This window comes from Paenibacillus sp. FSL P4-0081 (assembly GCF_000758565.1).
Taxonomy (GTDB): Bacteria; Bacillota; Bacilli; order Paenibacillales; family Paenibacillaceae; genus Paenibacillus_AQ; species Paenibacillus_AQ phytohabitans.
Map to the genome: position 1 here is coordinate 6,294,976 of NZ_CP009280.1, position 25,824 is coordinate 6,320,799.

25 protein-coding genes and 2 pseudogenes are annotated in these 25,824 nt (G+C 40.4%); 13 read left to right on the forward strand and 14 right to left on the reverse strand.

Features of this window, described 5'->3' with window-relative positions; translation table 11 throughout:
* Positions 1-26 precede the first annotated feature (26 nt).
* The 5 genes from P40081_RS26715 to P40081_RS38725 all read right to left on the reverse strand — a co-directional run bounded on the left by P40081_RS26715 (position 27) and on the right by P40081_RS38725 (position 3,870).
* Complete coding sequence (locus P40081_RS26715) at positions 27-515, reverse strand: beta-xylosidase family glycoside hydrolase (RefSeq protein ID WP_269323141.1); 489 nt, start codon at positions 513-515, stop codon at positions 27-29.
* Positions 482-820 (reverse strand): hypothetical protein, encoded by a 339-nt coding sequence (locus P40081_RS38720; RefSeq protein ID WP_197074285.1) that lies wholly within the window; start codon positions 818-820, stop codon positions 482-484. Before P40081_RS38720 ends, P40081_RS26715 begins: the two co-directional genes overlap by 34 nt.
* Positions 817-1,992: a DUF5060 domain-containing protein gene (locus tag P40081_RS26720; RefSeq protein WP_052422029.1), complete on the reverse strand. Its 1,176-nt coding sequence runs from the start codon at positions 1,990-1,992 to the stop codon at positions 817-819. Before P40081_RS26720 ends, P40081_RS38720 begins: the two co-directional genes overlap by 4 nt.
* Positions 1,993-2,013: 21 nt before the next feature.
* The gene (locus P40081_RS39525) at positions 2,014-2,361 is read right to left on the reverse strand and encodes a hypothetical protein (RefSeq protein WP_231575204.1); all 348 of its coding nucleotides are present in this window, start codon (positions 2,359-2,361) and stop codon (positions 2,014-2,016) included.
* 1,242 nt (positions 2,362-3,603) lie between these two features.
* The gene (locus P40081_RS38725; RefSeq protein WP_197074286.1) at positions 3,604-3,870 is read right to left on the reverse strand and encodes a hypothetical protein; all 267 of its coding nucleotides are present in this window, start codon (positions 3,868-3,870) and stop codon (positions 3,604-3,606) included.
* Between the two features lie 846 nt (positions 3,871-4,716).
* Between P40081_RS38725 and P40081_RS40165 the strand changes: the two genes are divergently transcribed.
* A complete protein-coding gene (locus P40081_RS40165) occupies positions 4,717-4,836 on the forward strand; it encodes a helix-turn-helix domain-containing protein (protein ID WP_081970143.1) in 120 nt (39 codons plus the stop codon).
* Between the two features lie 144 nt (positions 4,837-4,980).
* Here P40081_RS40165 and P40081_RS26735 read toward each other — a convergent pair whose 3' ends face one another.
* Positions 4,981-6,012: a LacI family DNA-binding transcriptional regulator gene (locus tag P40081_RS26735; protein ID WP_042139230.1), complete on the reverse strand. Its 1,032-nt coding sequence runs from the start codon at positions 6,010-6,012 to the stop codon at positions 4,981-4,983.
* 353 nt (positions 6,013-6,365) lie between these two features.
* Between P40081_RS26735 and P40081_RS26740 the strand changes: the two genes are divergently transcribed.
* The 6 genes and pseudogenes from P40081_RS26740 to P40081_RS40170 form a co-directional block, all read left to right on the forward strand.
* On the forward strand, positions 6,366-7,829 hold the full coding sequence (locus P40081_RS26740) for an L-fucose/L-arabinose isomerase family protein (RefSeq protein WP_042139231.1): 1,464 nt from the start codon (positions 6,366-6,368) through the stop codon (positions 7,827-7,829).
* A gap of 36 nt (positions 7,830-7,865) precedes the next feature.
* Positions 7,866-8,714, forward strand: coding sequence for a transketolase (locus P40081_RS26745; RefSeq protein ID WP_042139232.1), 849 nt, complete (start codon positions 7,866-7,868; stop codon positions 8,712-8,714).
* Complete coding sequence (locus P40081_RS26750; RefSeq protein WP_042139233.1) at positions 8,714-9,652, forward strand: transketolase family protein; 939 nt, start codon at positions 8,714-8,716, stop codon at positions 9,650-9,652. The genes P40081_RS26745 and P40081_RS26750 overlap by 1 nt, the downstream gene beginning before the upstream one ends.
* Before the next feature lie 10 nt (positions 9,653-9,662).
* Complete coding sequence (gene glpK, locus P40081_RS26755) at positions 9,663-11,171, forward strand: glycerol kinase GlpK (RefSeq protein ID WP_042139234.1); 1,509 nt, start codon at positions 9,663-9,665, stop codon at positions 11,169-11,171.
* 125 nt (positions 11,172-11,296) lie between these two features.
* On the forward strand, positions 11,297-12,421 hold the full coding sequence (locus P40081_RS26760) for an IS4 family transposase (RefSeq protein ID WP_052422030.1): 1,125 nt from the start codon (positions 11,297-11,299) through the stop codon (positions 12,419-12,421).
* A 553-nt stretch (positions 12,422-12,974) separates the two neighbouring features.
* Positions 12,975-13,103: pseudogene (locus P40081_RS40170) on the forward strand (short chain dehydrogenase); the annotation flags it as partial.
* A gap of 207 nt (positions 13,104-13,310) precedes the next feature.
* Here P40081_RS40170 and P40081_RS26770 read toward each other — a convergent pair.
* Both P40081_RS26770 and P40081_RS26775 read right to left on the reverse strand, forming a co-directional pair.
* Positions 13,311-14,030 carry a glycosyltransferase family 2 protein gene (locus P40081_RS26770; protein ID WP_042139236.1) on the reverse strand — a complete coding sequence of 240 codons (720 nt, stop codon included), beginning with the start codon at positions 14,028-14,030 and terminating at the stop codon, positions 13,311-13,313.
* A gap of 47 nt (positions 14,031-14,077) precedes the next feature.
* Positions 14,078-15,409 (reverse strand): methyl-accepting chemotaxis protein, encoded by a 1,332-nt coding sequence (locus P40081_RS26775; RefSeq protein WP_042139237.1) that lies wholly within the window; start codon positions 15,407-15,409, stop codon positions 14,078-14,080.
* A 199-nt stretch (positions 15,410-15,608) separates the two neighbouring features.
* Here P40081_RS26775 and P40081_RS26780 point away from each other — a divergent pair, with 199 nt between their 5' ends.
* From P40081_RS26780 to P40081_RS26795, 4 genes are all read left to right on the forward strand, one after another.
* Positions 15,609-16,280 (forward strand): response regulator transcription factor, encoded by a 672-nt coding sequence (locus P40081_RS26780; protein ID WP_042139239.1) that lies wholly within the window; start codon positions 15,609-15,611, stop codon positions 16,278-16,280.
* Complete coding sequence (locus P40081_RS26785) at positions 16,277-17,341, forward strand: sensor histidine kinase (RefSeq protein ID WP_042139240.1); 1,065 nt, start codon at positions 16,277-16,279, stop codon at positions 17,339-17,341. Before P40081_RS26780 ends, P40081_RS26785 begins: the two co-directional genes overlap by 4 nt.
* A 128-nt stretch (positions 17,342-17,469) precedes the next feature.
* Positions 17,470-18,300: a hypothetical protein gene (locus P40081_RS26790; protein WP_042139241.1), complete on the forward strand. Its 831-nt coding sequence runs from the start codon at positions 17,470-17,472 to the stop codon at positions 18,298-18,300.
* 5 nt (positions 18,301-18,305) lie between these two features.
* Complete coding sequence (locus tag P40081_RS26795) at positions 18,306-18,851, forward strand: hypothetical protein (RefSeq protein WP_156118704.1); 546 nt, start codon at positions 18,306-18,308, stop codon at positions 18,849-18,851.
* A gap of 75 nt (positions 18,852-18,926) precedes the next feature.
* Here the strand turns inward: P40081_RS26795 and P40081_RS40175 are convergent, their stop codons facing one another.
* A complete protein-coding gene (locus P40081_RS40175) occupies positions 18,927-19,061 on the reverse strand; it encodes an SDR family oxidoreductase (protein WP_197074287.1) in 135 nt (44 codons plus the stop codon).
* Positions 19,043-19,687, reverse strand: a complete 645-nt coding sequence (locus tag P40081_RS26800; protein WP_052422031.1) for an SDR family NAD(P)-dependent oxidoreductase — start codon at positions 19,685-19,687, stop codon at positions 19,043-19,045. The genes P40081_RS40175 and P40081_RS26800 overlap by 19 nt, the downstream gene beginning before the upstream one ends.
* Positions 19,688-19,823: 136 nt before the next feature.
* On the opposite strand from P40081_RS26800, the gene P40081_RS26805 reads away from it, so the two are divergent.
* Complete coding sequence (locus P40081_RS26805; RefSeq protein ID WP_042139214.1) at positions 19,824-20,372, forward strand: TetR/AcrR family transcriptional regulator; 549 nt, start codon at positions 19,824-19,826, stop codon at positions 20,370-20,372.
* A 47-nt stretch (positions 20,373-20,419) separates the two neighbouring features.
* Here the strand turns inward: P40081_RS26805 and P40081_RS26810 are convergent, their stop codons facing one another.
* Positions 20,420-21,157, reverse strand: coding sequence for an SDR family NAD(P)-dependent oxidoreductase (locus P40081_RS26810; protein ID WP_042139244.1), 738 nt, complete (start codon positions 21,155-21,157; stop codon positions 20,420-20,422).
* Between the two features lie 143 nt (positions 21,158-21,300).
* Complete coding sequence (locus P40081_RS26815) at positions 21,301-21,897, reverse strand: TetR/AcrR family transcriptional regulator (protein WP_042139245.1); 597 nt, start codon at positions 21,895-21,897, stop codon at positions 21,301-21,303.
* A 213-nt stretch (positions 21,898-22,110) separates the two neighbouring features.
* Here P40081_RS26815 and P40081_RS26820 point away from each other — a divergent pair.
* Positions 22,111-23,591: pseudogene (locus P40081_RS26820) on the forward strand (DHA2 family efflux MFS transporter permease subunit).
* A gap of 191 nt (positions 23,592-23,782) precedes the next feature.
* On the opposite strand, the gene ptsP reads toward P40081_RS26820, so the two are convergent.
* Together ptsP and P40081_RS26830 are read right to left on the reverse strand one after the other, a co-directional pair.
* Positions 23,783-25,519, reverse strand: coding sequence for a phosphoenolpyruvate--protein phosphotransferase (gene ptsP / locus P40081_RS26825; RefSeq protein ID WP_042139246.1), 1,737 nt, complete (start codon positions 25,517-25,519; stop codon positions 23,783-23,785).
* Positions 25,512-25,787, reverse strand: a complete 276-nt coding sequence (locus P40081_RS26830) for an HPr family phosphocarrier protein (protein WP_042139247.1) — start codon at positions 25,785-25,787, stop codon at positions 25,512-25,514. Before P40081_RS26830 ends, ptsP begins: the two co-directional genes overlap by 8 nt.
* Positions 25,788-25,824: the final 37 nt, after the last annotated feature.

The following is a 25,824-nucleotide window of genomic DNA, read 5'->3' on the forward strand; positions in this document are numbered from 1 at the left end:
ACTCGAACGTTATAAACTGTAATAGGTCATCCTTGAGGAATATATTTAAACCAATCAAAATAGGCAGGTTCGGTACAAGGTTTTCCATTTCCCGTTGCGTAGAGACCGAAGTAAACACCTGTGAACCCCCCTGCCACTTCGGTGGATAAGAATGCACATTCTCCAGAACCAAATGCTACTCGTTCCCCGTTTGATTTGACATAGTAAAAAGAATACATAGTCTCATCAGCTTCCAGTCCTAGAACGACATCTGATCCCTCCAATGCTGATTCGAGTTCAATTTTCCAAAGCGATCCAATCCTACGCCTTAGAATCACCTTGCGTCCCAGACTAGAATCGTAAGTTATTGCTATTTCATAATGGAATTTCTCGTTCATGTATACAGTCAGCCCGGCTTCTTCGTCCTCCCGAGTGGGATCAAATCTAAGTAGTGGTTTTTGTATGGTCCAATGATGGAGGTCATTCTTCTCTCTCCTCTTTCTCAAATTTTTCTTTTCAGCCGGTAGGCCCTCCACGCTTTGATGGGAAGAAGATGGTTGCTTTCAATTTCTTTGACAGTCAACGTTTCTTTCTCAATGCAATTCCATGCGTCGTAGACGGTAACCTCATATTCAGGACGACTGCCGTCATATGAGCCGAACCAGAACCCTTTACCTGGCAGATCATAACGGCAGAAGAACAAATACTCATCGATTCCCTTCTTCAAAGCAAAGTAATGATGACCGTCCGAGTTCGCCCAATCTCGCTCCATTTCTTGATAAGGGCAAGACTCCAGAATCTCCTTCATAAACTTAAGCTTTGGTGCACTTTCCCCGATCAACGTTCCACCGTAGGACCAGAATAAGTCGTAGCATTCCCATTAATCTTGAAAACCTCACCATGCGAAGCGTACCCGCCGGCCATGGCGGACAGCCAGTGGCGGAACAAGGTTGTTGCCCCATCGCTGTTTCCCCACTCGTCCTTAATATTGCCTTCATACTGATATTCGTCGTTCACGATCGGTTTTTTATATTGATTCTTCAGTTCCGCAATGAGCGTATAGGTGTCGGGATGTTGGATTGATACATGGCTCAGCCAGTCCCGGTCAGGATAAATGTATCGCATTGGTAGATTATGAACGGAAATCGGGTGCCCATGAGGATCGTTAGCCTTAATAGTGGCACCAATAAGATCCCAATCTTTCCGATCTGTTCTAGCGCAGAACATTCCTTCAGGAGTGCTCGAGATATCGAATTCATTTGCAAGTGACCACCATACGTTGCGATAAGCTGCCAGTCTGGAGATCATATAGTTGACATATAAGAGATCATCAGCCTGCTGCATAAGGGAATCGATGCCCCAATTATCGTACGGATGAAACAAGATGACATCTGCTTCAATGCCTAGCTTCATTAGATCCTTCACTCGTTCCTCATAGTTCCGGAAGTACTCGGGGATCAGAGTCTGAAAATCAAATTCGTTCGGTTGTCCGACGAATGGGAATACTGGTGGATCGTAGTCAACATTGACGTCATTCACCATCCCCCGGTAATACTTTGGAAAGACGAGCATTCTGATTTTATTGAAACCGTTTTCGGAAAACGAATCGAGAGTTTGCTTTCTAATTTCTTCAGGGCGGTAGGTCCATGCATAAGCAGTGGTTCCCATAACGAAAAATGGCGTTCCATCCGCATAGTTAAAATGTGTCCCAGCTACTCGAACGGGTCCATGGCTACCCAATGTAGGCACAGTAGAAACAAAGTCCCCTGTTAGGCCGTTGAAAGCATCCATATTAGACGTGACCTGAAAATGGTGGTCACCGATTTGTTCCGGCATGAAACGGATTCTCCATACCGATTCACCGTCATAGAAACCATAGACGCGTTTATATTCATCGCCTATTTTGAAGGTCGCTTGAACCCAAACATCTCGAAAAGGATTACCTACAATCTCCGAAGCATTCAGCTCGAGTTCAAAAATCCCCCATTGCTCTACCTTTTGTGAATATTTCATGCCCTATCCTCCTTGTAATTGTTACCGCTTCTTTGTGAACAACTCCAACTTGGCGTACATATCCTCTAGAGTATATCTAGCGTCCACATGATGATATACTCGGATCATCCGTTCCTTCTGATGATGAATGAAGTGCATGTCAGCGGTAATACGCGGTGCCGGTTTCATTTCATATCCGAATTCGTGATCATCCAGAATTAGACAAATTTCTGGCGAGTCTCCCAAGCTCCACGATTCTCCCCATGGCCACCCATCCGCATTCTCATCGTTAAACTGAATCAATTGCTCGAACAAATATTTCCCGATTTCTCCGTGTGGTTTTACCCTGCACTCCAGCTCAGCTAAGCTTACCCGCATCATGCCATACACATTTCATGGCACCTGCCAGAGGGGAATACGGGAGTTCATGACCACATTAGCCGCATGGATATCGTTCATAAGATTAAATTCTACCTCTCCGTGTGGATAGGTTCCTCCACCGATCTAAATTGCAGTCAATCGGTCCTCAATCTTCGGTTCCATAAGATATGATGCAGCCAAATCGGTTAACGGTCCTAGGAAGACGACGAATAGTCGATGCGGGTCGTCTGAAAGCGCTTCTCGGATAATAGCTTCAGCGCCTTCAGATACAACTGGTGTATTTTCGTCTGGACGACCAATACGCAATCGTTCATGCACTTCTTACCCCGATCTCTTCTCCTCCTTTTTATATATTGATACTGAATATACAAGAATCGCCCGTCGAATTGTACTTAAAAAAACTACAAATCCCTTAGTTAATCTCTGATTTTTAATCGCCTTTCCTACAATATCTGCATTTCTAAATATGGATATAAAAAGTGATTTCATTATTGTCGTGTAAATAATATCAATTGAAACAATTTCATTTCATTCCCCGATCTGCAAGATCTTTAGCAATCATCTTTTGTGTTTATCTTCCGTAAGATCAAACCAAAATATTGACAACCCTAATGAACCAAGTACCGCAGGAACAATGAATAGGATTATCTTCAATCCAAACAGGGTAGTATTACTTTGTTCAATTTCTGGAACATAACCTATTACTATCGAAGAGTAAGTAAGTTTGAATCATCTGATAATGAAAAGTGTTTGGTGCGTTCCCTAACACTAAAGCCATTTTCTCTCGCAGCTTTAATTTTGGTTCTTCAAAATCATCAGCAGTTTCAGTAATCATTTCATTTGAAGTAACCATGATCCTTCACCATCCCCTCTTATGAATGACAAGCGAATTCAGTTTTCTTCATTTCACAACTACACGGACTCGGCAGATATTTATGACTTGTGTGTATAAATCATCTTTTTTCCCCTTGCGGTTTGAAGAAACTCGAACCATTGGAAAGTAAGTGCCTGGGTTTGAGAAAGAATTAGAAATCTCAGTCGTCCAAGTCAAATCATTATCGTTTATTGGATAGAAAGTAGAGACTCTAATGGGAATGTGCCCTCTCCATAGAAATCCCATTTTGCAGACACATTTCCCCCTGTATCTTGTGGCAAATCAATAAAGGCCTCGAATAGGACAGTCTCTCCCACTTGTTGAATCCCACCACGCACATTAGCTTCGTGTGGTACAATGACGTGATTATCTACAACTTAATATTTAGTGCTGGATGGCGGAATTGTTCCTTCTTCTACCCAAAGGCTTAAATCCCGTAATTCTTGATGCAGAACACTCACGTAGCTGACATCATGAATATTATCCATTCCCTTTTTTGCATCATGATGGAGTGAGTGTTCAACATACCATAACCGAAAGCGATCATGAAGTTGATCTCCCATTGATTCATGAACCTTGTTACGATACCAATCTGCTTGCCACGAAAATGCGCTCTCATCCATTAAGGATTCAACAACGATCATTTTCCATTCAAAATTACCACTTTGAATATGATTAATAATGAGCTACTTATTCGCTTTCAGAAAACCATCAAGATTCCTCTGCAGCACTTTGAACACTCAGGATTTGTACAGCACTATGGATCCAATGTTTTTCTACCAAACCCCGCAATTCATGTCTTGCCTAACGAAAAAAAACACCCCACCGGGTGTACTTTACTATTTCACATGACTTCTTTTATTACTGACTAATTAGATTACAAGGCGTAGACGAACACCTCGTTCTCGGGCCTGCAAATTTTTTTGATTGTACTCGAAAGCAAGCACAAAACATTTTAATCGAACTGCAACAACCAGTAACTTGAACAAACGAATTTATGCGCTGGCTTAATAAATTTCTTAACTGTGACATCGGCCAGTTCTGTGACATCTTGTTTTTTCTTGATTATTCTACTAATAGCATAACAGATGTGGAAGCAATATATATTCCGTATCAAGGCAGCAGTCCTATCCAGTCAAATGAAGAATTTGAACTTACATTTATGGAGCATGTCAATAATTTATGAGAAAAAGAAATGTTATCTTATGTGGAAGACGGCATGCCTGAAATGTTGGAATCGCTTTTGGATAATATCCAAACTCGAGTACACGCTTTTCCAATAGTCACTTCGGATGCAGTCCGCTCATTTAAAAACATTTTCATTTTCTCATCAGGAGTTGTCTCCAGATTTGCTATGAAAGGAGGATTAAACTTAGCAGAACAACTTGATATGAATTGTTCTTACATCTGTAGGCATTTTAAGCAAGAGATAGGAAAGACGATTATCCAGTACGTAAATGAAGTAAAAATTCTAGAGTCCAAAAGGCTGCTTGCAACAACAAATACAGATAGTAACTCAATTAAGCTATTCCTCTCAAAATTATTTTCAAACGGTATTTAAGAAAATAACTGGAATAACACCAGGCGAGTATAGGAATCTTCAAAACTGATTTTAAAAATAGTAATTCATTTCTAAATACGCCAAAAGACGTGTCTGCTCGCCTCTCTCACTGTGAGAAAAGGAACTCAATCCACGCCTGGCCTAATTCTTCTGTACATTACAATAATTTTAAGGAACAAGGATTTCTCCTAGTTCACTCCTCTAAAGTACGGCATGATTTACGTTCTACCACTTCTGTATTGACAAGAAGCTGAACATACTGATTTTCTTGAGTATTAATTTTATTAAGTAACATGTCCAGGGCTGTTATCGCCATCAAATCTTTTTTCACATGAATGGTCGTTAACTCCGGACTGATGACCTTGGCTTCTAAAATATTATCAAACCCCATTACAGCAATCTGATTAGGAACTTTAATATCAAATTCTTGAAAAGTTTTAATAGCACTTATAGCCATATAGTCATTTTCACAAAAGATAACAGTTGGTAGTTGTTTAGTTTCTTGGATAGCATTTCTGAACCGTTCTTGCGTTACAACAGACATAGGACTCATCATAAAGATGTTTTCCGGTTCAATTTCTATATTTTTCTTTCTCAAAGCTGCTAAAAAGCCTTCCTTCCGCTTATTAAAATTAAGTATGCGAACATTAGACTCAACATACCCGATGCTTTGATACCCTAACGACAGCAGATACTCTCCAGCTTGATATCCACCAAGGTAGTTATTAATTGCTACAAAACTAGCATCAATATGTTCAAAAAAGGTATCTAAAAACACAATATTTTGGTGAACAGAAAGAATAGATTCTATATTTTGAGCAGACAAATTAGTACCGAGCATTAAAATCCCTGCGGAAGGTTGCTCATCTTCGAGTGCTAATATCCCATCTTTTATATTCTGAATAGGAATCGAAGAAATAATTAAGGTATGACCTTGCTCACTCGTGTAAGCAGTCAAATGATGGATAAGTTCATTAAAAAAAGGTAAGGAATCATAATGTTCTGTAATAATATCAACGTTTTTACAAACAACAAACCTTAAAATCGAACTATTTTTCAAGGGTATTTTATTGGTTTTACCTGTTCGCGGGGTATAACCATTCGCTCGAGAAATTTCCAGAATATGCCGGCGCGTCTTTTCACTAACTCCAGCTTTATTATTCATAGCAAGTGAAACGGCTGCTTTAGAGACTCCTGCAAGTCTGGCAATATCGTCTATTTTCATGAATATCACTCCTGATTCAAACTGTTTAAATTATAGCACTATTATAAACAAAAGTTTATTAAGTAAACTTAACTCCACATACATTTTAGAGAAAGAAAGCAAGATTTTTGTTTGCTTTCTTTGTGCGGAATACCAATGAGCAATAACATTAAATTCAATCGTTATTTTATATAAATTAACAGCTTATTATCTCACAATTTTAGTTAATTTCAACTTAAATTAAGATTGACTCTTATTTTACCTGATGATAACATGGGGTTGTGATGGAAAACCATTCTCCTCACAAAAATTTATTTTAGTTTATTTAAGTTAAGTTTATCAATGAATTTTACTTTCTAGAGGAGATGTAAAAAGTGAAGAAACTAAAGCTAGGTTATGCCCCTACTCGCCGCTTCACATTCAGCGCTGAAGACGCCTTAAAGTACAAGGTGGAAATCCGTAAGCAAATCGAAAGCTTTGGTATGGATATCGATATTGTGGATTTAGAAGGCCTCAACGAAGAGGGACTTCTATACGATGACCATATCAACGCAGATCAAATTACTAAACGATTTAAAGAAGAAGAGGTAGATGCTGTATTTTTCCCTCATTGTAATTTTGGAACAGAAGATACTGTGGCCCGTGTCGGTAAGGCCTTGGGAAAACCCGTCTTATTATGGGGTCCGCGAGATGAGGCTCCATTAGCTGACGGTATGCGTTTACGTGACACTCAATGCGGTATTTTTGCTACAGGAAAGGTATTACGCCGTTTTAATGTTCCTTTCACATATGTTACTAATAGTTGGGTAACAGATCCGGTATTTGAACGTGGTTTTACCAATTTCATTGCTGCTGCTAATGTAGTGCGTCAATTCAAAAGTCTTCGTATTCTACAAATCGGCCCTCGCCCTTCTTCATTTTGGACAATGATGTGCAATGAAGGGGAACTATTGGAACGATTCGGTATTGAGATTCATCCGATTACACTGATTGATATTCAGTTGCGCAGTAAGAAAATCGCTGCAGGTAGTAGCTCAGAGTTGCAAGAAGCCATTGATTATATTAAGGAAAAATTGGATTACAGCGAAGTAACTGAAGACGATATTCGGCGTATCGCAGCGCTGAAGGTTGCCATGAAATCGTTCGCTCGTGAAACAGGTAGCAGTGCAATTGCAATTCAATGTTGGTCCTCGTTACAAGATGCTATGGGAATCATGCCTTGTTTAGCTAATGCAATTTTAACCGACGAACAAATTCCAGTTACCTGCGAGACAGATATCCATGGTGCTATCACTTCGGTCATGGTGCAAGCAGCTTCGATGAATACAGCACCTACTTTCTTTGCTGATATTACTGTCCGACACCCAGAGAACGAAAATGGGGAACTGTTATTCCACTGCGGAAACTTCCCAGTATCACTTTCTGTGGAGAACAAACCTAAGCTTAGAAAGCACTTCTTATTTGATGACCATGCTCCAGGTACCCATGAAGGAGAAATTCGTGGTGGTGGAATGACTATTGCACGTTTTGATGGAGATCATGGTGATTACTCAATTTTCCTGGGTAAAGCCAAAGGAATTCCAGGTCCTTATACGCGCGGTTCTTATGTATGGGTAGAAGTTAATGATTGGCCTCTATGGGAAGAAAAGCTGGTCAAAGGACCTTACGTACACCATTCTGTCGGTATCCATGCAAATGTCATTCCTGCTATTTATGAAGCATGCAACTACATTCCTGGTCTCAAGGCTGATCCTGTTGATCCAACGGAACAAGAAATTCAGCGCTGGCTTCGCGGTTCAGATCTTGCTCAAAAGAAACCTGCTGGAACACTTATCTGACAAAATAGACCACGGGTATTTCTAAGGAGGAGAAAAATGGACATTCAAGAGTTGAAAATTAAAGCTGCACAAATCCGTATGGACCTTCTCACAATTATTCATCGAGCCAAAACAGGTCACACCGGAGGATCGCTTAGCAACACAGATATTTTGACTGCCTTATACTTTGAAATAATGAATCTTGATCCTACTAACCCTAGACTCGAAAATCGTGACCGTTTTATCGCCAGTAAAGGACATTCTGTAGAATCACTATGGTGTATCCTTGCTGACCGCGGCTTTTTCCCTAAGGAAGAGCTTCTTACGTACAGCCAATTTGGTACCCGGCTTATTGGTCATCCTAACAACAAAGTCCCTGGAATCGAAATGAATACCGGTGCATTAGGCCATGGCTTGCCAATCTCGGTCGGTATGGCACTTGCCGCTAAAAGAGACGGACGACCCTACCGTGTATTCTGTTTGATGGGCGATGGCGAACAGGCCGAAGGCTCGAACTGGGAAGCTGCTATGGCTGGTGCTCATTATAAACTGGATAACCTGATTGGCATCATTGACCGCAATCGTCTGCAAATCAGCGGTTCTACTGAAGAAGTCATGGGACTTGAGCCACTGGAGGAAAAGTGGAGCGCTTTTGGCTGGCATGTTGTATCCATTGATGGCAATGACATGGAGCAACTAATTCACACCTTCCGAGCGGTTCCAGAAGTAACAGGTAAACCGACTCTTATCATGGCTAACACAGTTAAAGGAAAAGGTGTTTCTTTTGCTGAGAATGTTCCAGCATGGCATCATCATGTACCAAGTGATGAGCAGCTTCAATTAGCACTATCTGAACTGCAGGCACAAATTAATGAATTACAACGGAATGGAGAGGTGCATCAATAATGAACACAATTCCGAATCGTCAAGTAATTTGTGAGACGCTCCTGGAACTAGCTAAAGAAGATCGCGATATTATGGTTCTGGCAAGTGACTCCCGTGGTTCAGCTGCTATGGGACCTTTTGCTAACACCTATCCCGAACAGTTCGTTGAAGTTGGAATTGCAGAGCAGAATATTGTTGGTATGGCAGCTGGGTTAGCCCACAGCGGCAAAAAGACTTTTGTTACTTCTCCAGCCTGCTTCTTGAGCATGCGTAGTATTGAACAGATTAAAGTGGATGTTGCTTATTCTCGTACTAACGTTAAGCTCATTGGTATTAGTGGCGGAGTTAGCTATGGGGCACTTGGCATGTCTCATCACTCTGTTCAGGATATCGCGGTTGCCCGTGCAATTCCAGGACTAGCCATTGTGCTTCCCGCTGACCGGCATGAAACCAGAAAGTTGACAGAGGCCTTAGTGAAATATGACGGTGGTGTCTATGTCCGAATCGGTCGAAACGCCGTTGAAGATGTTTATGATAGTGATAACTATCCGTTTGAAATTGGAAAAGCTGTAACAATGAAGGATGGAAAAGATATTACTATTATCGCAGCAGGTGAAACTGTTCGTATTGCCATGGATGCAGCTAATGCCTTGGCTGTAGATGGTGTTTCCTGTCGGGTCCTCAATATGCATACCATCAAGCCACTTGATGAAGAAGCAATTCTCGCAGCAGCGAAAGAAACTAAAGCAATCATTACTGTTGAAGAGCACAGTATCCATGGTGGACTTGGTGCAGCTGTAGCTGAGGTCGTGGTGCAAAATCATCCGGTACTTATGAGAGTGCTCGGTATCCCAGATGAACCAGCAATAGCCGGCAAAACGGCAGAAGTGTTCAATCACTACGGTATTACAGGAGAGAACATCAAGCAAATTGCAATGGAATTGATCCGTACGAGATAAGGTGAAGCGAATGGGAACAAAGAAAAATTATATACTAACTGTCGATCAAAGCACATCGGGTACAAAAGTTTTATTAGTCGATCATCAAGGGGCTATAATAGAGCGCTCTTCCATGGAACATAGACAGTACTATCCTCGACCTGGATGGGTAGAACATGATCCGTTAGAGATTTATGAGAATGTATTAACCTGTATAGCCAAAGTTCTGGAGCAGTCCAATGTATCTGCTGAAGATCTTGCGGCCTTGACCATTACGAATCAGCGTGAAACAGCTGTAATGTGGGACAAAAAGACCGGAAAACCAGTTTATAACGCCATTGTGTGGCAATGCCAAAGAACCGCAGAGGTGTGCCAGAACCTGAAAGATTGTGGTTTTGAGGAAAATGTACGCTCTAAGACAGGGCTGTTATTGGACCCATATTTTTCAGCTTCCAAATTCAAATGGATTATTGACCATACAGATGAAGCTCCCCGTTTGCTAAACGAGAGTAGCCTACTTGCGGGGACGATTGATAGCTGGCTGGTATGGAAACTGACTGGTGGATTAACTCATGTGTCAGATTACACAAATGCCAGCAGAACATCCCTGTTTAACATTCATTCTTTACAATGGGACGAAGAAATGGCAGATCTGTTTGGGGTTCCAACCTCAATTCTCCCTGAAGTAAAAGCTTCGGATGCAGTCGTAGGATATACAGCAGTTGATAAGCTCTTTTCGACACCCGTTCCAATTGCCGGTATCATTGGTGACTCACAAGGAGCATTGTTTGGCCATCTTTGCTTTGAACCGGGGACAGTGAAAGCCACGTATGGTACTGGCACTTCGGTGTTGATGAATGTCGGTGAAAAACCTGTTAATGGCGGACCAGGCCTAGTCACAGCAATCGCATGGGGTGCTGGTGGAAAAATAACCTATGCACTTGAGGCAGTCATTCGTTCTTCTGGTGATAGCATAAAGTGGACCAGAGACAATCTAGAGCTATTTTCTACCTTCGACGAAATGCAGGTTTTAATTGATGAGCTCCCGTCTAACGAAGGTGTATATTTGATTCCTGCATTTGTTGGCCTAGGAGTTCCCTACTGGGATCCTTCTGCTCAAGCAGCTATTACCGGTATGAATCGTGGAACTCGCAAAGCCCACATCGTACGTGCAGCCATTGAAAGCATCGCTTATCAAGTACGTGATGCAGTTGAATTTATGCAAGAACGAACAACTTTTCCTCTAAAAGAATTGCGTACTGATGGAGGAGCATCATCTAATCCTTGGTTAATGCAATTCCAAGCAGACATTCTAAACAGATCTGTAACGCGTTCCAACTGCCCTGAATTATCTGCTCTAGGATCCGTGTACCTGGGCGGATTAGCAACCGGTTTTTGGATGAAACTAGATCATATTGCGCTCAATGAAGATCTCTATGAGACCTTCCAGCCGAAAATGGCTGAAGATACTCGAGAAAGCTATTATACCGGTTGGAAAAATGCCGTTCGCACCATCATTAGTTCCTCCGCACCTGCATAATTAAATCAAAACAATTTAATGGTTAGCAAGTTAATAAAAAGCAGAGCAGTTTATGATATGATCCCCCTATAGTAGACAGATAAAAGCAAGCCGATTAATCTGTCTACTATGGAGGGGATTTTTCTATGGGAGAAATGAGAAGAACGTACGATGAGAAATTTAAGAAAAAGGCAGTGGACCCCCCTACCGCGTTTACGATGCTTAATGACGAACTAGTTCAAGCTTTTTACGAAGAGGAAGAATTCAAAACGTACCACGGCTTTCGCCTACTGGCGATGGACGACAGTGTAATGGAACTACCCAATACATCGGAAACCCGGAGTGTATATGGATTCACGACAACATACAAGATAGGGTTTCGGATCGCCAGAGCCCTTTCCTCCCACCTATACGATGTAGAGAACAAGTTGGTTGTAAGTACCTGTCTGAGCCGCTATGACGATAATGAACGCGATCTAGCGAAGCGCAATATTGAACATTTTCTACAACTGAAAACCTCATCCATTCGGAATTTGATCCTGTTTGATCGTGGCTATCCGTCTGCAGACTTTTTGTTGTACTTGCAAGAGAAGGGAATCGCTTATTTGATGCGAGCTAAAGGTTCATTCTACAAAGAGATCATGAATACCACTCAGCCGGATGAAAACGTGACGATTGAAATTACGAAATCCAGAGCCTACGAACTCAAGAGGCAAGGAACAATAATTTTGCCAGGAACAATGATTCACATTCGAGTCTTAAAAGTAGAACTTTCCACCGGCGAGACGGAAATTCTGCTGACGAATGTCAGCGCAGATGAACTGAATTACGAAGCGTGCAAACCGCTTTATTTCAAAAGATGGGGGATTGAAACACGTTTCGATGATTTGAAACAGAAGTTTGAGATTGAGAACTTTTCAGGACAAAAAACCCAACTTATTGAGCAGGACTTTTACGCTACAGTACTACTAAGTAACATGGCTTCCGTATTGGAAAATGAGGCTGAGGAACAAATGAATGTAAGCCAACGAACGAAGGAACTGAAGTACACTGAATACCGAATTAACCGAAATATCTTGGTCGGCAAACTGCGTAACCGGCTCATTGAAATGGCATTAGAAGAGGATGATGGAAAGAGGGAGTCTCTGCAGGATCACTTTCTGGAAGAGCTTCAGCGCTATATCGTTCCAGTCGTCAAAGGCCGCTCTTTCATGCGAGATAAGCAGACAAGAGCTAATAAATTCACAAAAACCAAAAGGCGGGGGCTATAAATGCTTAACCTGACAACATTGGGGTTCCCCCGCCCCCCAGAAACACCTGCACCCCCAACCCGTAACCCGGGGGTACTTCTACTCTCTTACACAAACTTCTTGACGCTACCGTAGTCTGCAAAATGACCTTGTCCCCGTCCTTCTTTTAATCGTCTTTGCTCTATTTTCCACTGTGGTTGTCCCTTTCTAATCATCCAATTTTCCATTATGAAAACAAAAGTTCAAGATCAGCAAAATCAATTTATATCGACATGTATAACGCTGAAGGTATAGTAGATGCAGTGGTTTTTACGGCTGGGCAAGCTTACTTTGGCCCCATCCAGGAGTTATCGCCTGAGAATAACGAAATTGCTATTTTAGGTAAGATGAAAGGGCAAATTAACCTGGTATTACTTGGGTTAGGCCATGTTCAGGATCGCGGGAGCTTTACACTAATAACAGGTATTTTTATGGATCACCCTATTATAGGAGGTATTTCTTTAACAATGGCTGGAGGGCAATTAAAGCGTTTGTACAGTCTGCGGCTATCGAGTTGCCTAGAGGAATCCGGATTAATAATGTTAGTCCAAATGAAGAGTCTATGGATGTTTATGGACCGTTTTGTGCCGGTTTTGAACCCATCCCCGCCAGAAGAGCTGCATTAGCATTCCGAAAAAGTGTGGAAGGAGCTCAGACCGGATAAACTTATTCTGTCTACTAAAAGGCCTCTTCATGATGGGTAGCAAGACCCGCTTCGTAGGCGATGTTACCCAACGACAGTTAATGTTAGCTTTGAATTGCAATCTTAAGTCTTAGTCCTTTTGGAATCAGTTATAACATTCAAAGGTAGTAAAAAGCATCATAACTGAATGAGTTCATCACCCATATCAGTAGTGGCGTTTTATTTAAGTCAAAATACATTCAATCTTTCTTTAATTCGATACCGTATTACTCTCTTTCTTAGCCGGTTAACTATGAAAGCATCCATTATCCCCCCGCCGATCTTATAAAATAATCCTATCCTTGGAGAGCCGTACTTTCGCTTTTGGTGCGTAACGGACACTTCAATCACCGAATAGCCACTCATTCGGGCAAGTGTGGGTAAGAATCGATGCATCCCTTTAAAAAAGTACATGCTCTCAGCCACCTCTCGCTTAAACAACTTCAGCGGACAGGTTGCGTCATGGAATTTATCCCCGGATATCCAGGTTCGAATGCGATTTCCGGTTTGATAAGCTGTTTTGTTGACCCATGATTCCTTGCTATCTTTCCACCTTCCGTTCACAAAATCAATTTTATCAATGAAAGGCATTAAACTGAAGATGTCCCTCGGATCTGCCTGCAGACCGGCGTCCATCAAAGCAATAAGTTCACCTTCAGAATGCTGAATTCCCGCCCATATTGCAGCAGTCATTCCATACCTTTGTTCCAAATGAATTACCTTTACTAACGAGTTACCCTGTGCAATTTCATTCAGCAACCGAGCACTTTGATCGCGACTACCGTCATCTACAAAAACTATTTCATAATCGTTGAGCTTATCCTTCATAGCTCCAATAATATTAAAGTATAAGTCTATTATATTGTCTTCTTCGTTAAAAATTGGCACAACCACAGAAAGATGAGTCATTAGATGTTACCTCCTAGTTTCAATAATTATTATTTTTATTAATCAGATCACCACTTAAATCGTTGAATGGATGTCATTAAGTCATTCGATAATTCCGATTGTCTTGCCATAGAGTCATTAGTATTATTCATGACCGTACTAATATTTGATAAACTAGAGCTAATCTCATTTGTATAATTCAATGTTTTAGATGAGATGTCAGTAACAGTAACCAAAACCTGATTGATTTCTATAATGGCTCCAGTTACCGCATTAGTAGCTGTACTAACTTCCTCTGACAGGGTATTGATGAGCATTGCATCCTCTTGGTATTGTCTCCCCGTCTGAACTAACAATTCGTAGTCTTCCCTAATATTTTTATCAATATAATTAAGGATATCTTGAGAGCTACTGGCCAAATTATTAAATACAGACTTGATTTGAACTACTAGATAATCTACATCGAGGATAGCCTCCGTCGATTTCCCTGCCAGCTTCCTTACCTCCTCTGCCACAACCTCAAATCCCTTTCCATGTACACCCGCTCTTGCAGCCTCTATAGAAGCATTTAACGCAAGTAAGTTAGTCTGTGACGAAATCTCTTTTATACTCTCAGAAATAACTATAATTTCATCTACAATTTTTCCTGCCTCAAGGGCTCTCATTAAATTATCCTGTTTTTCGATATACGTTAAGTTGGCATACTCAAGTGATTTTGTTGCTTTGTGCTCCATTTGAGCAGCTCTAGCTTTCATATCATTTGAATTTTCAAGAGATAATTCAACTTTGTTTTTCAGAAATTCACTAGTGCTATTGATTTCTTTTACAGAAACATTCGCTTTCTTTGTCGCATCAAACATTTGAGAAGCATCAACTGATAGAGTAGAGGATTTTTTGTGTATACTGTTAATGCTTCCTACAGAATTATCAGTGGCCTCTACAAGACCATCGCTGGCACAATTTAGATTTGTAGAAATATTAGAAATATTTTCAATTAGTTTCTTTATCTTTTCGGTACTTTTGTCTAGTGATTTGCCTAACCTGCTAATATCATCGTTTCCCTTAAAATTCAGCTCACTCGTTAAATCCCCTTCACCCAGTCTCTCTGAGTAGATAAGGACTTTTTTAAGTCGTTTAAAAATTAATTTTTGATACAGAAAAATAAGGATAAGTACCGAAATTAAAATGCTTAAACCAGATGAAACACGAAATCCAATATTGTCCATGTACTCCGTGTTTACTCCTACTGTTTCTATTACTTGTTTTCCTTTCTCCATAAAGAAATTTACAACTTGACCGATATTTGTACTAAGAATCTGTACAATTATTAATGGAAATATCAGTTTAAATCTTAAGGAATACACCGTATGCTTCTTTAAAACATTAATTAATTTATCCATCGTTTTCTCCCTTTGGAACTCTCCTGTTGTCTTCACAATATATTTCTGGGAAGCAACATCATTATGAATATTAAATATTGTACAGTTGTTAGTCTCCTGTTAAAGAATTATTAAGCTCAGTTGTAAGATTGGGGAGATTAACAAAAGTTAAATATAAATATGTTACGATCAAAAATATGCTTGATAAGGGGGTATAACTTTGACCAATATTCTAGTTGTTGAAGACGATTTGGAATTTAACCGTCTGGTTTGTACACATTTGAATGATAATGGTTTTATGGCAACAGGTTGCAAGAATCCTCAATTGGCTTACGATCTGATGTACACAATGTCTTTTGATCTAATCATTTCTGATATTATGATGCCTGGAATTGACGGTTTTGAATTTGCAAAGACTATAAGAGGAACTGACCAAGATATACCTATTCTCTTTATGACCTCACGTGACGACATGTCCTCTAAACAAAAGGGATTTCGACTGGGTATAGATGACTACATGGTTAAACCCATTGAGTTAGATGAAATGATTCTTCGAATTAATGCTTTGATGCGCCGCTCATCTATTGCCAATGAAAAAAAGATCGTAGTTGGCAGCCTTACTTTGAACCTGGAGGAACGTGCTGCTTATTTAAATAGTCATGAGGTATCCCTCACATATCGGGAATTTAGCATTCTTTTTAAATTATTATCCTACCCAAAGAAAACTTTTACACGTGCACAGCTTATGTCTGAATTTTGGGGGATCGATACAGAGACAGGCCCTCGTGTAGTCGATGTGCATATTACAAAACTCCGGGAGAAATTATCTGAATGTAACGACTTTGAGATTGTTACAGTACGGGGCCTCGGCTATAAAGCGGTGATTAAATGAGAGAAGCCAAAGAAAAAAATAATACAGCATCCTTTATTTCGTTTAAAAATTATGTTCAACTGTTTCTTATAATGCTAGCTGTAACGAGCAGTTACAGCTATGTTTTCTTGCAATATACTAAAAGTGGAAGAGATGATTCCTTTATCTTACCCTTAGCACTGTTTGGAAACCTTATGGTTACAAACCTTGTGGTTCTCATAGTGCTTACTTTTTCAAAAAAAATGAGTTATGGCCGTCCGATCCAAAAAATTGCAGAAGCCGCCCGACGCATAACAGAGGGTGACTTTACTGCTCGAGTTGAACACAGCGGGAAAAATAGTCCTATGGAGCCTCTTATCAATGACTTTAATAAAATGGCTCAGGAGCTAGCTGGTATAGAAACAATGAAAAGTGATTTTGTCGCCAATGTCTCCCATGAAATTAAAACACCGCTAAATACAATTCAAAGCTACGCAACAGCACTTAAAAATAGAAAACTCACATCAGAGACTCAAGAAGAATATGTAGATGTTATTATCTCTGCCTCACAAAGATTATCCTTATTGGTTACAAACATTTTGAAGTTAAACAAATTAGAAAATCAGGAAATCTTACCACTCCCTGAGACATATGACTTATGTGAACAGTTACGTTACTGTGCCTTAGCTTTTGAAGAATTGTGGGAAAAGAAAGAGATTGAATTCATCTTTGAAAGCGATTCGGAAGAAGTTATCATTTCTAGCGACCCCTCTTTACTTGAAATCGTCTGGAACAATTTATTCTCTAATGCGCTTAAATTTACGGATCATGGTGGGACAATAAAAGTGACATTAAAGCAGCTTGAAAAGAATGTCTCAATCTCTGTTGAGGACACCGGATGTGGAATGGATGAGGAAACTACCCGGCACATATTTGACAAGTTTTATCAAGGGGATACTTCACATTCTGGTGAGGGTAACGGTTTGGGGCTTGCCATGGTTAAGCGAGTGCTTGATAAAATGAATGGTAAGATATCCGTAGTTACTAAACGCAGAGCTGGCACTACTTTTACCGTGATTCTTCCGTTAGTCAGAACACATTAACGAACAGATCGGCTTATCGCCGGTCTTTTTTTATATTAATAAATCTTTAACAAAAGCCAACCAAACTTAAAACAAATTCCGGATATTATGGTTTTGCTTCAATTAAAAAGTATTAGGAGGAACCCACCATGCCTGCAAAAACGACAAACATTATTGCCCACTTTTTGTTACCTGGATTGGCTATTGCATATTTGACAGGAGATCGCCAGGAAAGCAAAGGTTACTTAATAAGAACTTTATGGTTGAATTTATTATTGATTTTCCTCAACGCCATGAAACTTCTTCCAATCCCCTCAGACAATATGGTCTTTGTCCTAAGCACATTTGCATTATCTATGTTCTGGGGATATAGCTTACTCGGTGCTATCGCCGGTTTACCCAACCCTGCTAGGATTGCAGATGGTGAACATTTAATCCGAGGGATAAATAATATTCATAGATTACATGAACAGCGTGCTATCAGAATCAATCAAAGAAGTAATACTAATCATGACTCATTTTATGAGCCTAATTTTGAACAGCAGGATGAGACTGATTATTTTGAAGGCAGTCTAACCAAGGTTATTATCTACATGATTAAATTGTTCATCTCACTATTTCTTGTCGGGATGGCATTTGCTTGCACCATTTTAGCTATTGTATCCGTGCTTGTGGTTATTCGCGGCACAGTAACTGCAGTAACTCTTAATACATGGTCAATTCCATTTGTTTCGGCTTTATTTGGAGGAATATTAACTGCTACTGCCATTGCAATCCTCTTTGTTACTCTAGCAGTCACAATAATAAGCTTCGTCCGCAATTTACTGTATAATGCAAAAAAATCGTTTAGAAGAACTATTAAGGTTAGTTTTCTCATAGGAACTTTTTGTATGATCGTAGGTTGTGCAGGTTTGATGGTTGCTCTCTTACTTAATGACTTCTCATTTAACGATCTATTCTCGATATTTTGGATAAAATGATGCTTATGAATTACATTAAAGAATTTCTATCTAAAGCTAAGCAAAATGAAAAATACTTATTCCTCTGGGATATTACTTACATTGGCATCATTGGTATGAATAGCTTTATCATTCTCTTTCATCATAATTGGAATAAAGATATGGATTTGGGATATACAGATCCTTTGACCAAAGTAATTGGTGCAGCCACCCTAAGTTATCTGCTCACATTTATTTTTCAAGTCATGATACTAAGGAAAAAAAACATCTATGCTGCCCGCAGAACGATGCTGTATACAACCCGAAAAGTATTTCGTCTTATTTATATGACCGTTTGTCTGGTGATTATTATGATTAAGCAAATTAACATGGGTATATTTGACTCAGTGCCTGTGCCGCAATCAGCTGTATTCCAGAGCGCAACGATGTTCATGGGAACACTAATTATTGGAACTAGCTGCTTATGGTCAGGAAAGCTTTGGAGACTAATAAAATATTCTTCCGTTCTGCTAAGTCAACTTTATCAAAAAATTGAAGGCTTTCGAATTGAATATAAAACAAAACAAAAATAAACAAGGGCTCCAACTCAAAAGTTGGAACCCTTAGTGTATTTAATTATAAATTAGCCTTTCTTTTTTAGGCATAATTTAACAGCAAGCCATTCCACCATCAACTGCAAGGACAGCCCCATTTATTTGCTTAGCATCATCACTACAGAGGAACAGACAAGCCTTTGCAATGTCCTCTGGTTGTCCATAACTATTCACAGGGAAGCTTGCCACAATTTTGGATAATGCTTGTCCAGCAGGATGATATGCTCCTCCCGAATTCTTATGGATATTGGTGTTGGTTCCCCAGGATTAATGATATTGCAGCGAATGCCTTCTTTTCCATACCCGACTGCTATACTTTTGGTCAATCCAGTGAGTCCGGCCTTTGCCGCTGTATAGCTAGGGCCATGGTTCCCTCTTTCGGAAGCGTAGGAGCCAATATTAACAATACTGCCCCCACCTGATTTAATCATAACAGGCACAGCTTTTCGGCAAATACGAAACGGTGCTTTTAGATCAATATCCATGACTCTGTCCCAACGTTCGTCATCCGTAGCATCCAGAGGATAGCTAAGATCATTGATGCCTGCAATATTACATACACAATCGAGTCTACCAAATTGTTGTTCGGCCTCACCAACCATTCGGTCTATATCTTCCAATTCTGTAACATCCCCAACTAGAGCAATTACATTCTCTGTGTTATCCCACTGTTTAATTGCTTCTTCGGAATAATCCACAGCCACAACCTTAGCCCCTTCTTCTACGAATAACTTAGTCGTGGCATACCCCATCCCGCTGCCGGCTCCTGTAATTAATACTACTTTTCCATTTAATTTACCCTGTACTGTTGACATCAGCTTCTCATCTCCCTGATTATTTTCGGTTTAGGCCTATACAGCATAACTTGCTAAATTAATTATCTAGCTTTACAATTACTCCATCAACCGTCAATAATCAAACATCTGTTGGAATAATGTTCAAGGAGGAAAGATGAACCGAAAAAATAATAAACGTTTTAAAGATACTGAACTATTAATTCAACAATCATTAATTGAATTACTTGAAGGCCGTGAACTCCGCCAAATTTCAGTTAAAGAACTCTGTGAAAAAGCAGGGATTAATCGCTCTACTTTCTATGCTCACTATTTAGATATTTTTGATCTTATGGAAAAAATTGATGTCAATATGAGTCAAAATCTCTTAGAGCAATTCGCAGGAATGGTGGAGCCACACAATTTCCTTTCAATTAGCAATTTAGAAGTTTTTTTTGAATTTATATATAGTAATCAAAAATTCTACCGCGATTTTGTGCACAATCAGCATACATACCCGATTCAAAAGGGGTTTGAGGCTTTGTGGCATGATGTAATGATTCCTCATTATGAATCCTTAGGAATAACCTCTGATGAAGAGATGATGTACCATTTTGTCTACTTTCAGGCAGGATTAACCACAGTCTTGAAACGCTGGCTCGATCAAGGGTGTGAGGAAAGCCCGAAGAAGCTTGCAGAGATTCTAAAACAAAATTTCCTCAAATAAGAAGCGCTGGATATCCAGCGCTTCTTATTTGAGTTATCACTATTTTTTTATAGAGCAGCGGTCCCCCCATCAATGACCAGCTCTGCTCCCGTAACAAATGAAGCCTCATCTGAAGCCAAATATACAACTCCATTAGCAATATCTTCTGGAGTTCCAAACCTAGCCAACGGTGTTTTTTGTTCAAACTCTTGTTTCATCTTGTCATGCTGGAGAATTGCCTCAGTCATAGGCGTAATAATTAGTCCCGGATATATAGAATTAACCCGAATATTATCTTTAGCATAATCAACCGCCGCGGCTCTGGAAACAGCACGGATACCTCCTTTAGCAGCAGCATATCCATTGAACCCGCCCCCTGTGATTCCAGCCAGTGAACAAATGTTGATAATTGAACCGCCGCCGTTTCCCTGCATAACAGGAATGAGATATTTCATTCCCATATAACTTCCACGCAAGTTAATCCTGGTCACCCGGTCCCACTCTTCCATTGAGTCACCTCTACTATTTATACCGGCGCTATTCACAAGTACATTAACAGTACCGAATTTGTCTACCGAATCCTCAATAACAGATAACCATTCACTTTCAGAGGCAACATTATGGCACTTATAAAACACTTCTCCATTAAATGATTGAATTTCTTCAGCAACGGCCTCCAGCTTCTCTAACTGAATGTCTGTCAGTACAACCTTAGCACCTTCTTTAGCCATTAATATGGCACATGCTCTCCCAATCCCGCTCCCAGCTCCTGTAACTAATGCAACCTTGCCTTCCATACGATTCATACTCATTTCTCTCCTTTGTAATTTAATGTGAATTCATGGTATCAATATTTTGTTCATAAATTAATTAGATCACGTTAAAGAAATATTAATTTTAAACAAAAGGGACCTTCTGCACTTATTTTTGCAGTAGGTCCCTTTTAGTACTATCTATGCGCTGCTAAATTCGTTTTATCATATGAATGCATTAGGTTAAATTGCTTAGCTAAATAAGCAGGAGAATATGGCATATCAGCTCTTAACCAAGCAATAATAATCCCGATTAGAGCAGCTGAAATATACCAGATCGCAAAACCCTTTTGAATTGTTGATTTATCAGTAAATGGACTACTTTCAAATCGTGCGCTAATTGTTTCTGTTAAAAACTCTTTTAATTTCTCCATAAACAGAGGTGTTCGCTTAGATGCAAGAATAACCTTATAAAATTTAGAATTAGCACCTATATGAGTAAACAACCCTAACACAAATGGCCAATCTCCATTCTCGTCTTCTTGCGGATGCTTCAATACATCTCGTATATCTTCAATCATTTCATCCGCAAACTTCTCAATCATATCTGGAATACTTTGATAATGTAAATAAAATGTAACGCGATTTATTGTTGCCCGTTCAGCAAGGACGTTTACTGTTATTTTATTTATCTCTCTTTCTTCTAATAGTTCAACAAACGCCTCTTTGATCAAATGACGAGTTCTTATAACTCTGGGATCAGTACGCAGATTTACAGGTTCCAATAAAATCATCCTTTCTAATAAAGTATTACCTCTACAAATGTATAGAATCTGTCTTATATTCTGCCGATTTTAAACAACAAAATTATCATCTGTAGTTTAATTTACAAAACTCAAAAATCGGTCGCTTGTAAATATTTGGTTCATAACTATAATCTAATTTATATACAGTTGATTATGCAACAAGTTGTTAATTAGATGAGATCTTAGAGAGGATGACTGAACGTGAATGATGCCCCAGACACAGTTATTAAGAAAGTCCCAATAATTTTCATTGCAATAATAGGTGCTTTCTTAGCTACTTTAAATCAAACTATAATGAGTGTCGCTGTCCCCGAATTAATCCACGATTTCAACATAACTGCAGCCACCGCTCAGTGGTTAACAACAGGTTATATGCTGGTAAACGGCGTATTGATTCCAATTACAGCATTTCTAATGAATCGCTTTTCCACTCGCCAGCTCTTTCAGGGGTCAATGATGATTTTTCTGGTGGGCACATTAATCTCGGCTCTCGCAGTTAATTTTCCGGCATTATTGATCGGGCGTTTGATTCAAGCTGCCGGTGCTGGAATACTTATGCCGTTTCTAACTAACGTTGTACTCATCCTTTTCCCTCCCGAGAAAAGAGGCTCCGCAATGGGCATTGTTGGATTAGCCGTAGTCTTTGCTCCAGCTATCGGTCCTGCATTTGCGGGGTACATGATTGAGAATTACTCTTGGCAGTCTATGTTTTATTGGATGTTGCCATTTACCGTTGTAGTTATTGTTTGTGCATTTATTTACCTTAAAAACGTATCAGAGCCTAAGGAAACTAAGCTGGATTCATTTAGTTTTATCTTATCAAGTGCTGGTTTTGGATTAGTCCTTTATGGATTCAGTCGTGCAGGAAGTATTGGCTGGTCCAGCATTGAGGTCATCATAACACTAATCTTAGGTTTTGTAGCCCTTACATTGTTTACTACTCGACAATTACATTCTAAAGATGCCTTTCTAGATCTGCGTGTTTTTAAATTCAATATGTTCACCCTCACAACGTTGATTAATGTAGCCGTTACAATGGTTATGTATGCCGATATGATGTTATTGCCATTATATCTTCAAAACGCTCGGGGTTTACCGCTTTAGAATCCGGACTTCTTTTGCTTCCAGGTGCCTTAATTATGGGTTTACTCATGCCTGTATCTGGACGTTTATTCGATAAATTTGGAGCTAAGTGGCTCTGTATTATCGGAATGTTTATTATTATCCTTACAACCTTCGGATTTGTTAACTTAAAAGAATCTACGAGTTTTATCTACTTAATTCTATTTTCAACCGGTCGCCGGGTTGGTATAGCACTGCTTATGATGCCTGTTCAAACCGCTGGTCTCAATCAGCTTCCAAAACAGTTATACGCACATGGTACAGCTATCTCTAACACCGTCCGGCAAGTAGCTGGGGCAGTTGGCACCTCACTTCTCGTTACCGTCATGTCCAGTCGTTCAAAAAGTCACCTTAACGAATGGATGGCGTCCAGAACAGCGGTGGATGTTGATGGACAAAAACACATTCAACTAATGGCAACCATTGAAGGAATTAATGATGCATATGTTGTTATTGTAGCTATAGGCATATTAGGTCTTATACTTTCATTTTTTCTCAAAAAAGCTGCACAGCCTAAAGAAGAATCAGAAAATCGCAACCATCCTGCTGCAGTAAACTAAATTCCAATATACTCATATAAAGAATGCCACTGATTTAGTCCCTCGGCTGAATTGTGGCATTTCGAATTTTTAGTATGGTTTAAGCCTACCTAAATTTACTGAAATTGAATATGAGCACACACGTAAAAAGACGGCTTCTGTGTAGAAGCCGCAGTAATAGTAGTTGGAAAAAGGTCATCGGGGAAAACTAATTAACTGGAACAAAGACTGAAGTAACTTATCAAAAAATTCTTAACTAGCTCTGCAACGTCCTCTGCAGTGCTGAGCTGCAGTGCCTTGTCGGCCAACTCCTTCATCTCAGCAGCTGACAGTCTTGCAATTTGGTTGCGAGCAGGCAAAATTGAAGTCGCGCTCATGCTAAATTCGTCGAGTCCCAGACCTAGCAACAGTGGAATTGCTGTAGCGTCTCCGGCCATTTCGCCGCACATGCCTACCCATTTGCCTTGGGCATGAGCTGCATCGATGACGATTTTCACTAAACGCAATATTGCCGGGTTGTACGGTTGGTACAGGTACGATACCTGCTCATTCATGCGGTCTGCTGCCATCGTGTATTGGATCAGGTCGTTTGTGCCGATGCTGAAGAAATCTACATCTTTTGCGAACTGATCGGCTAGTATCGCTGTTGACGGAATCTCCACCATGATGCCGAGTTGGATATTACCACTAATTTCGTAGCCTTCCTCACGGAGTTTTGATCTCTCCTCAAACAGCAAGTCGCGTGCAACACGGAATTCTCTAAGTGTAGCGATCATCGGGAACATGATACGCAAATCTCCATGAACACTAGCTCTCAATAGAGCCCGCAACTGTGTACGGAAGATGTCCTGACGTTCCAGACAGAGCCGAATCGCCCGAAATCCGAGAAACGGATTCATTTCCTTTGGCAATTTCAAATAAGGTAGTTCCTTATCGCCGCCGATATCGAGCGTGCGCACAACGACTGGCTTTCCATTCATGTTTTCCAGTACTGTGCGATACGCATTGTACTGTATTTCTTCAGATGGTAGTTTATCACGGCCCATATACAAGAACTCTGTCCGGTACAGTCCGACTCCTTCGCCCCCGTTCTCTAGTACACCGACTACATCATTTGGTGTACCGATATTAGCGGCCAGTTCCACATGCTTGCCATCCTTCGAAATAGTCGGCTCCTCGCGAAGTTTTTTCCACTCCGCGATTTGCTCGTTATACGTTTCCTGTCTCTTCAAAAATTCAGTCACTTCAGCTTCACCAGGATTGATCAGGACTTCGCCACTTAAGCCATCTACAATCACTAAATCTCCCGATTTAACGGACGAAAGAACCGTTTTTGTGCCGACAACTGCCGGTATTTCCAGCGACCGAGCCATAATCGCCGAGTGTGAGGTGCGTCCGCCGATGTTAGTTGTAAAGCCCTTCACGTACTTGCGATTCAATTGAGCCGTATCTGAAGGCGTCAGATCCTCCGCAATGACAATGACTTCCTCATTGATTTCAGCCGGACTCACATAGTCGATGCCCAACAAGTGATTTAACACTCGCTTCGTGACATCGCGCATGTCGGCTGCGCGTTCCTGCAGATAGGCGCTCTTCATGCTCTCAAACATCGTAATGAACTGTGTGGCCACTTCTTGTAAGGCATAATCCGCATTAATGGCCTCTTCGCGAATTTTATCCTTTACGGGGTTAATCAGCTCTGGATCTTCTAAAATAAGCAGATGAGATTCGAAAATCTCTGCCTTTTTTTCACCGAGCTCAGTCAATGTTCTTTGTTTGATATGCTGGAGCTCACTCTTCGATTTTTTGAGAGCGACCTTCAGCTTAGCAATTTCAGCGTTTGCATCACTTACGGATGTTTTTGTGATCGTGTAGTCTGGATGCTCCAGGATAAATGCGCGGGCCACGGCGATGCCGGCGGAAGCCGCGATTCCTGTGAGTCTATTCATGGACTTCGCCCAGCCCTTCTTTAACCATCACTTCTTGAAGGGCGCTGAGTGCTGCCGATGCATTCCCACCTTCAGTATGCAATGTTACTTTGTCTCCGGGTTCAAGCCCAAGCGACAATACGCCGAGAATAGACTTCAGTGTTACCTTTTTATCCTTAACTTCAGCAAATACTTCTGTCTCTTTAAACTTCACAGCAGTATTAACCAAGGCAGTCGCTGGGCGCGCATGAATTCCATCTTCATCGATAATAGTAAATGTTTGTTGCATATGATTTCTCCACCTTTTACTATCTATTTTTCTACTA

Coding starts and splice junctions, on each gene's coding strand:
- P40081_RS26805 (WP_042139214.1), top strand. CDS start 19,824: ATGAACCGAAAAAATAATAAACGTTTTAAAGATACTGAACTATTAATT.
- ptsP (WP_042139246.1), bottom strand. CDS start 25,519: ATGAATAGACTCACAGGAATCGCGGCTTCCGCCGGCATCGCCGTGGCC.
- glpK (WP_042139234.1), top strand. CDS start 9,663: ATGGGAACAAAGAAAAATTATATACTAACTGTCGATCAAAGCACATCG.
- P40081_RS38725 (WP_197074286.1), bottom strand. CDS start 3,870: ATGATCGTTGTTGAATCCTTAATGGATGAGAGCGCATTTTCGTGGCAA.
- P40081_RS26785 (WP_042139240.1), top strand. CDS start 16,277: ATGAGAGAAGCCAAAGAAAAAAATAATACAGCATCCTTTATTTCGTTT.
- P40081_RS26815 (WP_042139245.1), bottom strand. CDS start 21,897: ATGATTTTATTGGAACCTGTAAATCTGCGTACTGATCCCAGAGTTATA.
- P40081_RS26795 (WP_156118704.1), top strand. CDS start 18,306: ATGAATTACATTAAAGAATTTCTATCTAAAGCTAAGCAAAATGAAAAA.
- P40081_RS26800 (WP_052422031.1), bottom strand. CDS start 19,687: ATGTCAACAGTACAGGGTAAATTAAATGGAAAAGTAGTATTAATTACA.
- P40081_RS26720 (WP_052422029.1), bottom strand. CDS start 1,992: ATGAAATATTCACAAAAGGTAGAGCAATGGGGGATTTTTGAACTCGAG.
- P40081_RS26790 (WP_042139241.1), top strand. CDS start 17,470: ATGCCTGCAAAAACGACAAACATTATTGCCCACTTTTTGTTACCTGGA.
- P40081_RS26745 (WP_042139232.1), top strand. CDS start 7,866: ATGGACATTCAAGAGTTGAAAATTAAAGCTGCACAAATCCGTATGGAC.
- P40081_RS26750 (WP_042139233.1), top strand. CDS start 8,714: ATGAACACAATTCCGAATCGTCAAGTAATTTGTGAGACGCTCCTGGAA.
- P40081_RS26830 (WP_042139247.1), bottom strand. CDS start 25,787: ATGCAACAAACATTTACTATTATCGATGAAGATGGAATTCATGCGCGC.
- P40081_RS26760 (WP_052422030.1), top strand. CDS start 11,297: ATGGGAGAAATGAGAAGAACGTACGATGAGAAATTTAAGAAAAAGGCA.
- P40081_RS26735 (WP_042139230.1), bottom strand. CDS start 6,012: ATGAAAATAGACGATATTGCCAGACTTGCAGGAGTCTCTAAAGCAGCC.
- P40081_RS26775 (WP_042139237.1), bottom strand. CDS start 15,409: ATGGATAAATTAATTAATGTTTTAAAGAAGCATACGGTGTATTCCTTA.
- P40081_RS26770 (WP_042139236.1), bottom strand. CDS start 14,030: ATGACTCATCTTTCTGTGGTTGTGCCAATTTTTAACGAAGAAGACAAT.
- P40081_RS26810 (WP_042139244.1), bottom strand. CDS start 21,157: ATGAATCGTATGGAAGGCAAGGTTGCATTAGTTACAGGAGCTGGGAGC.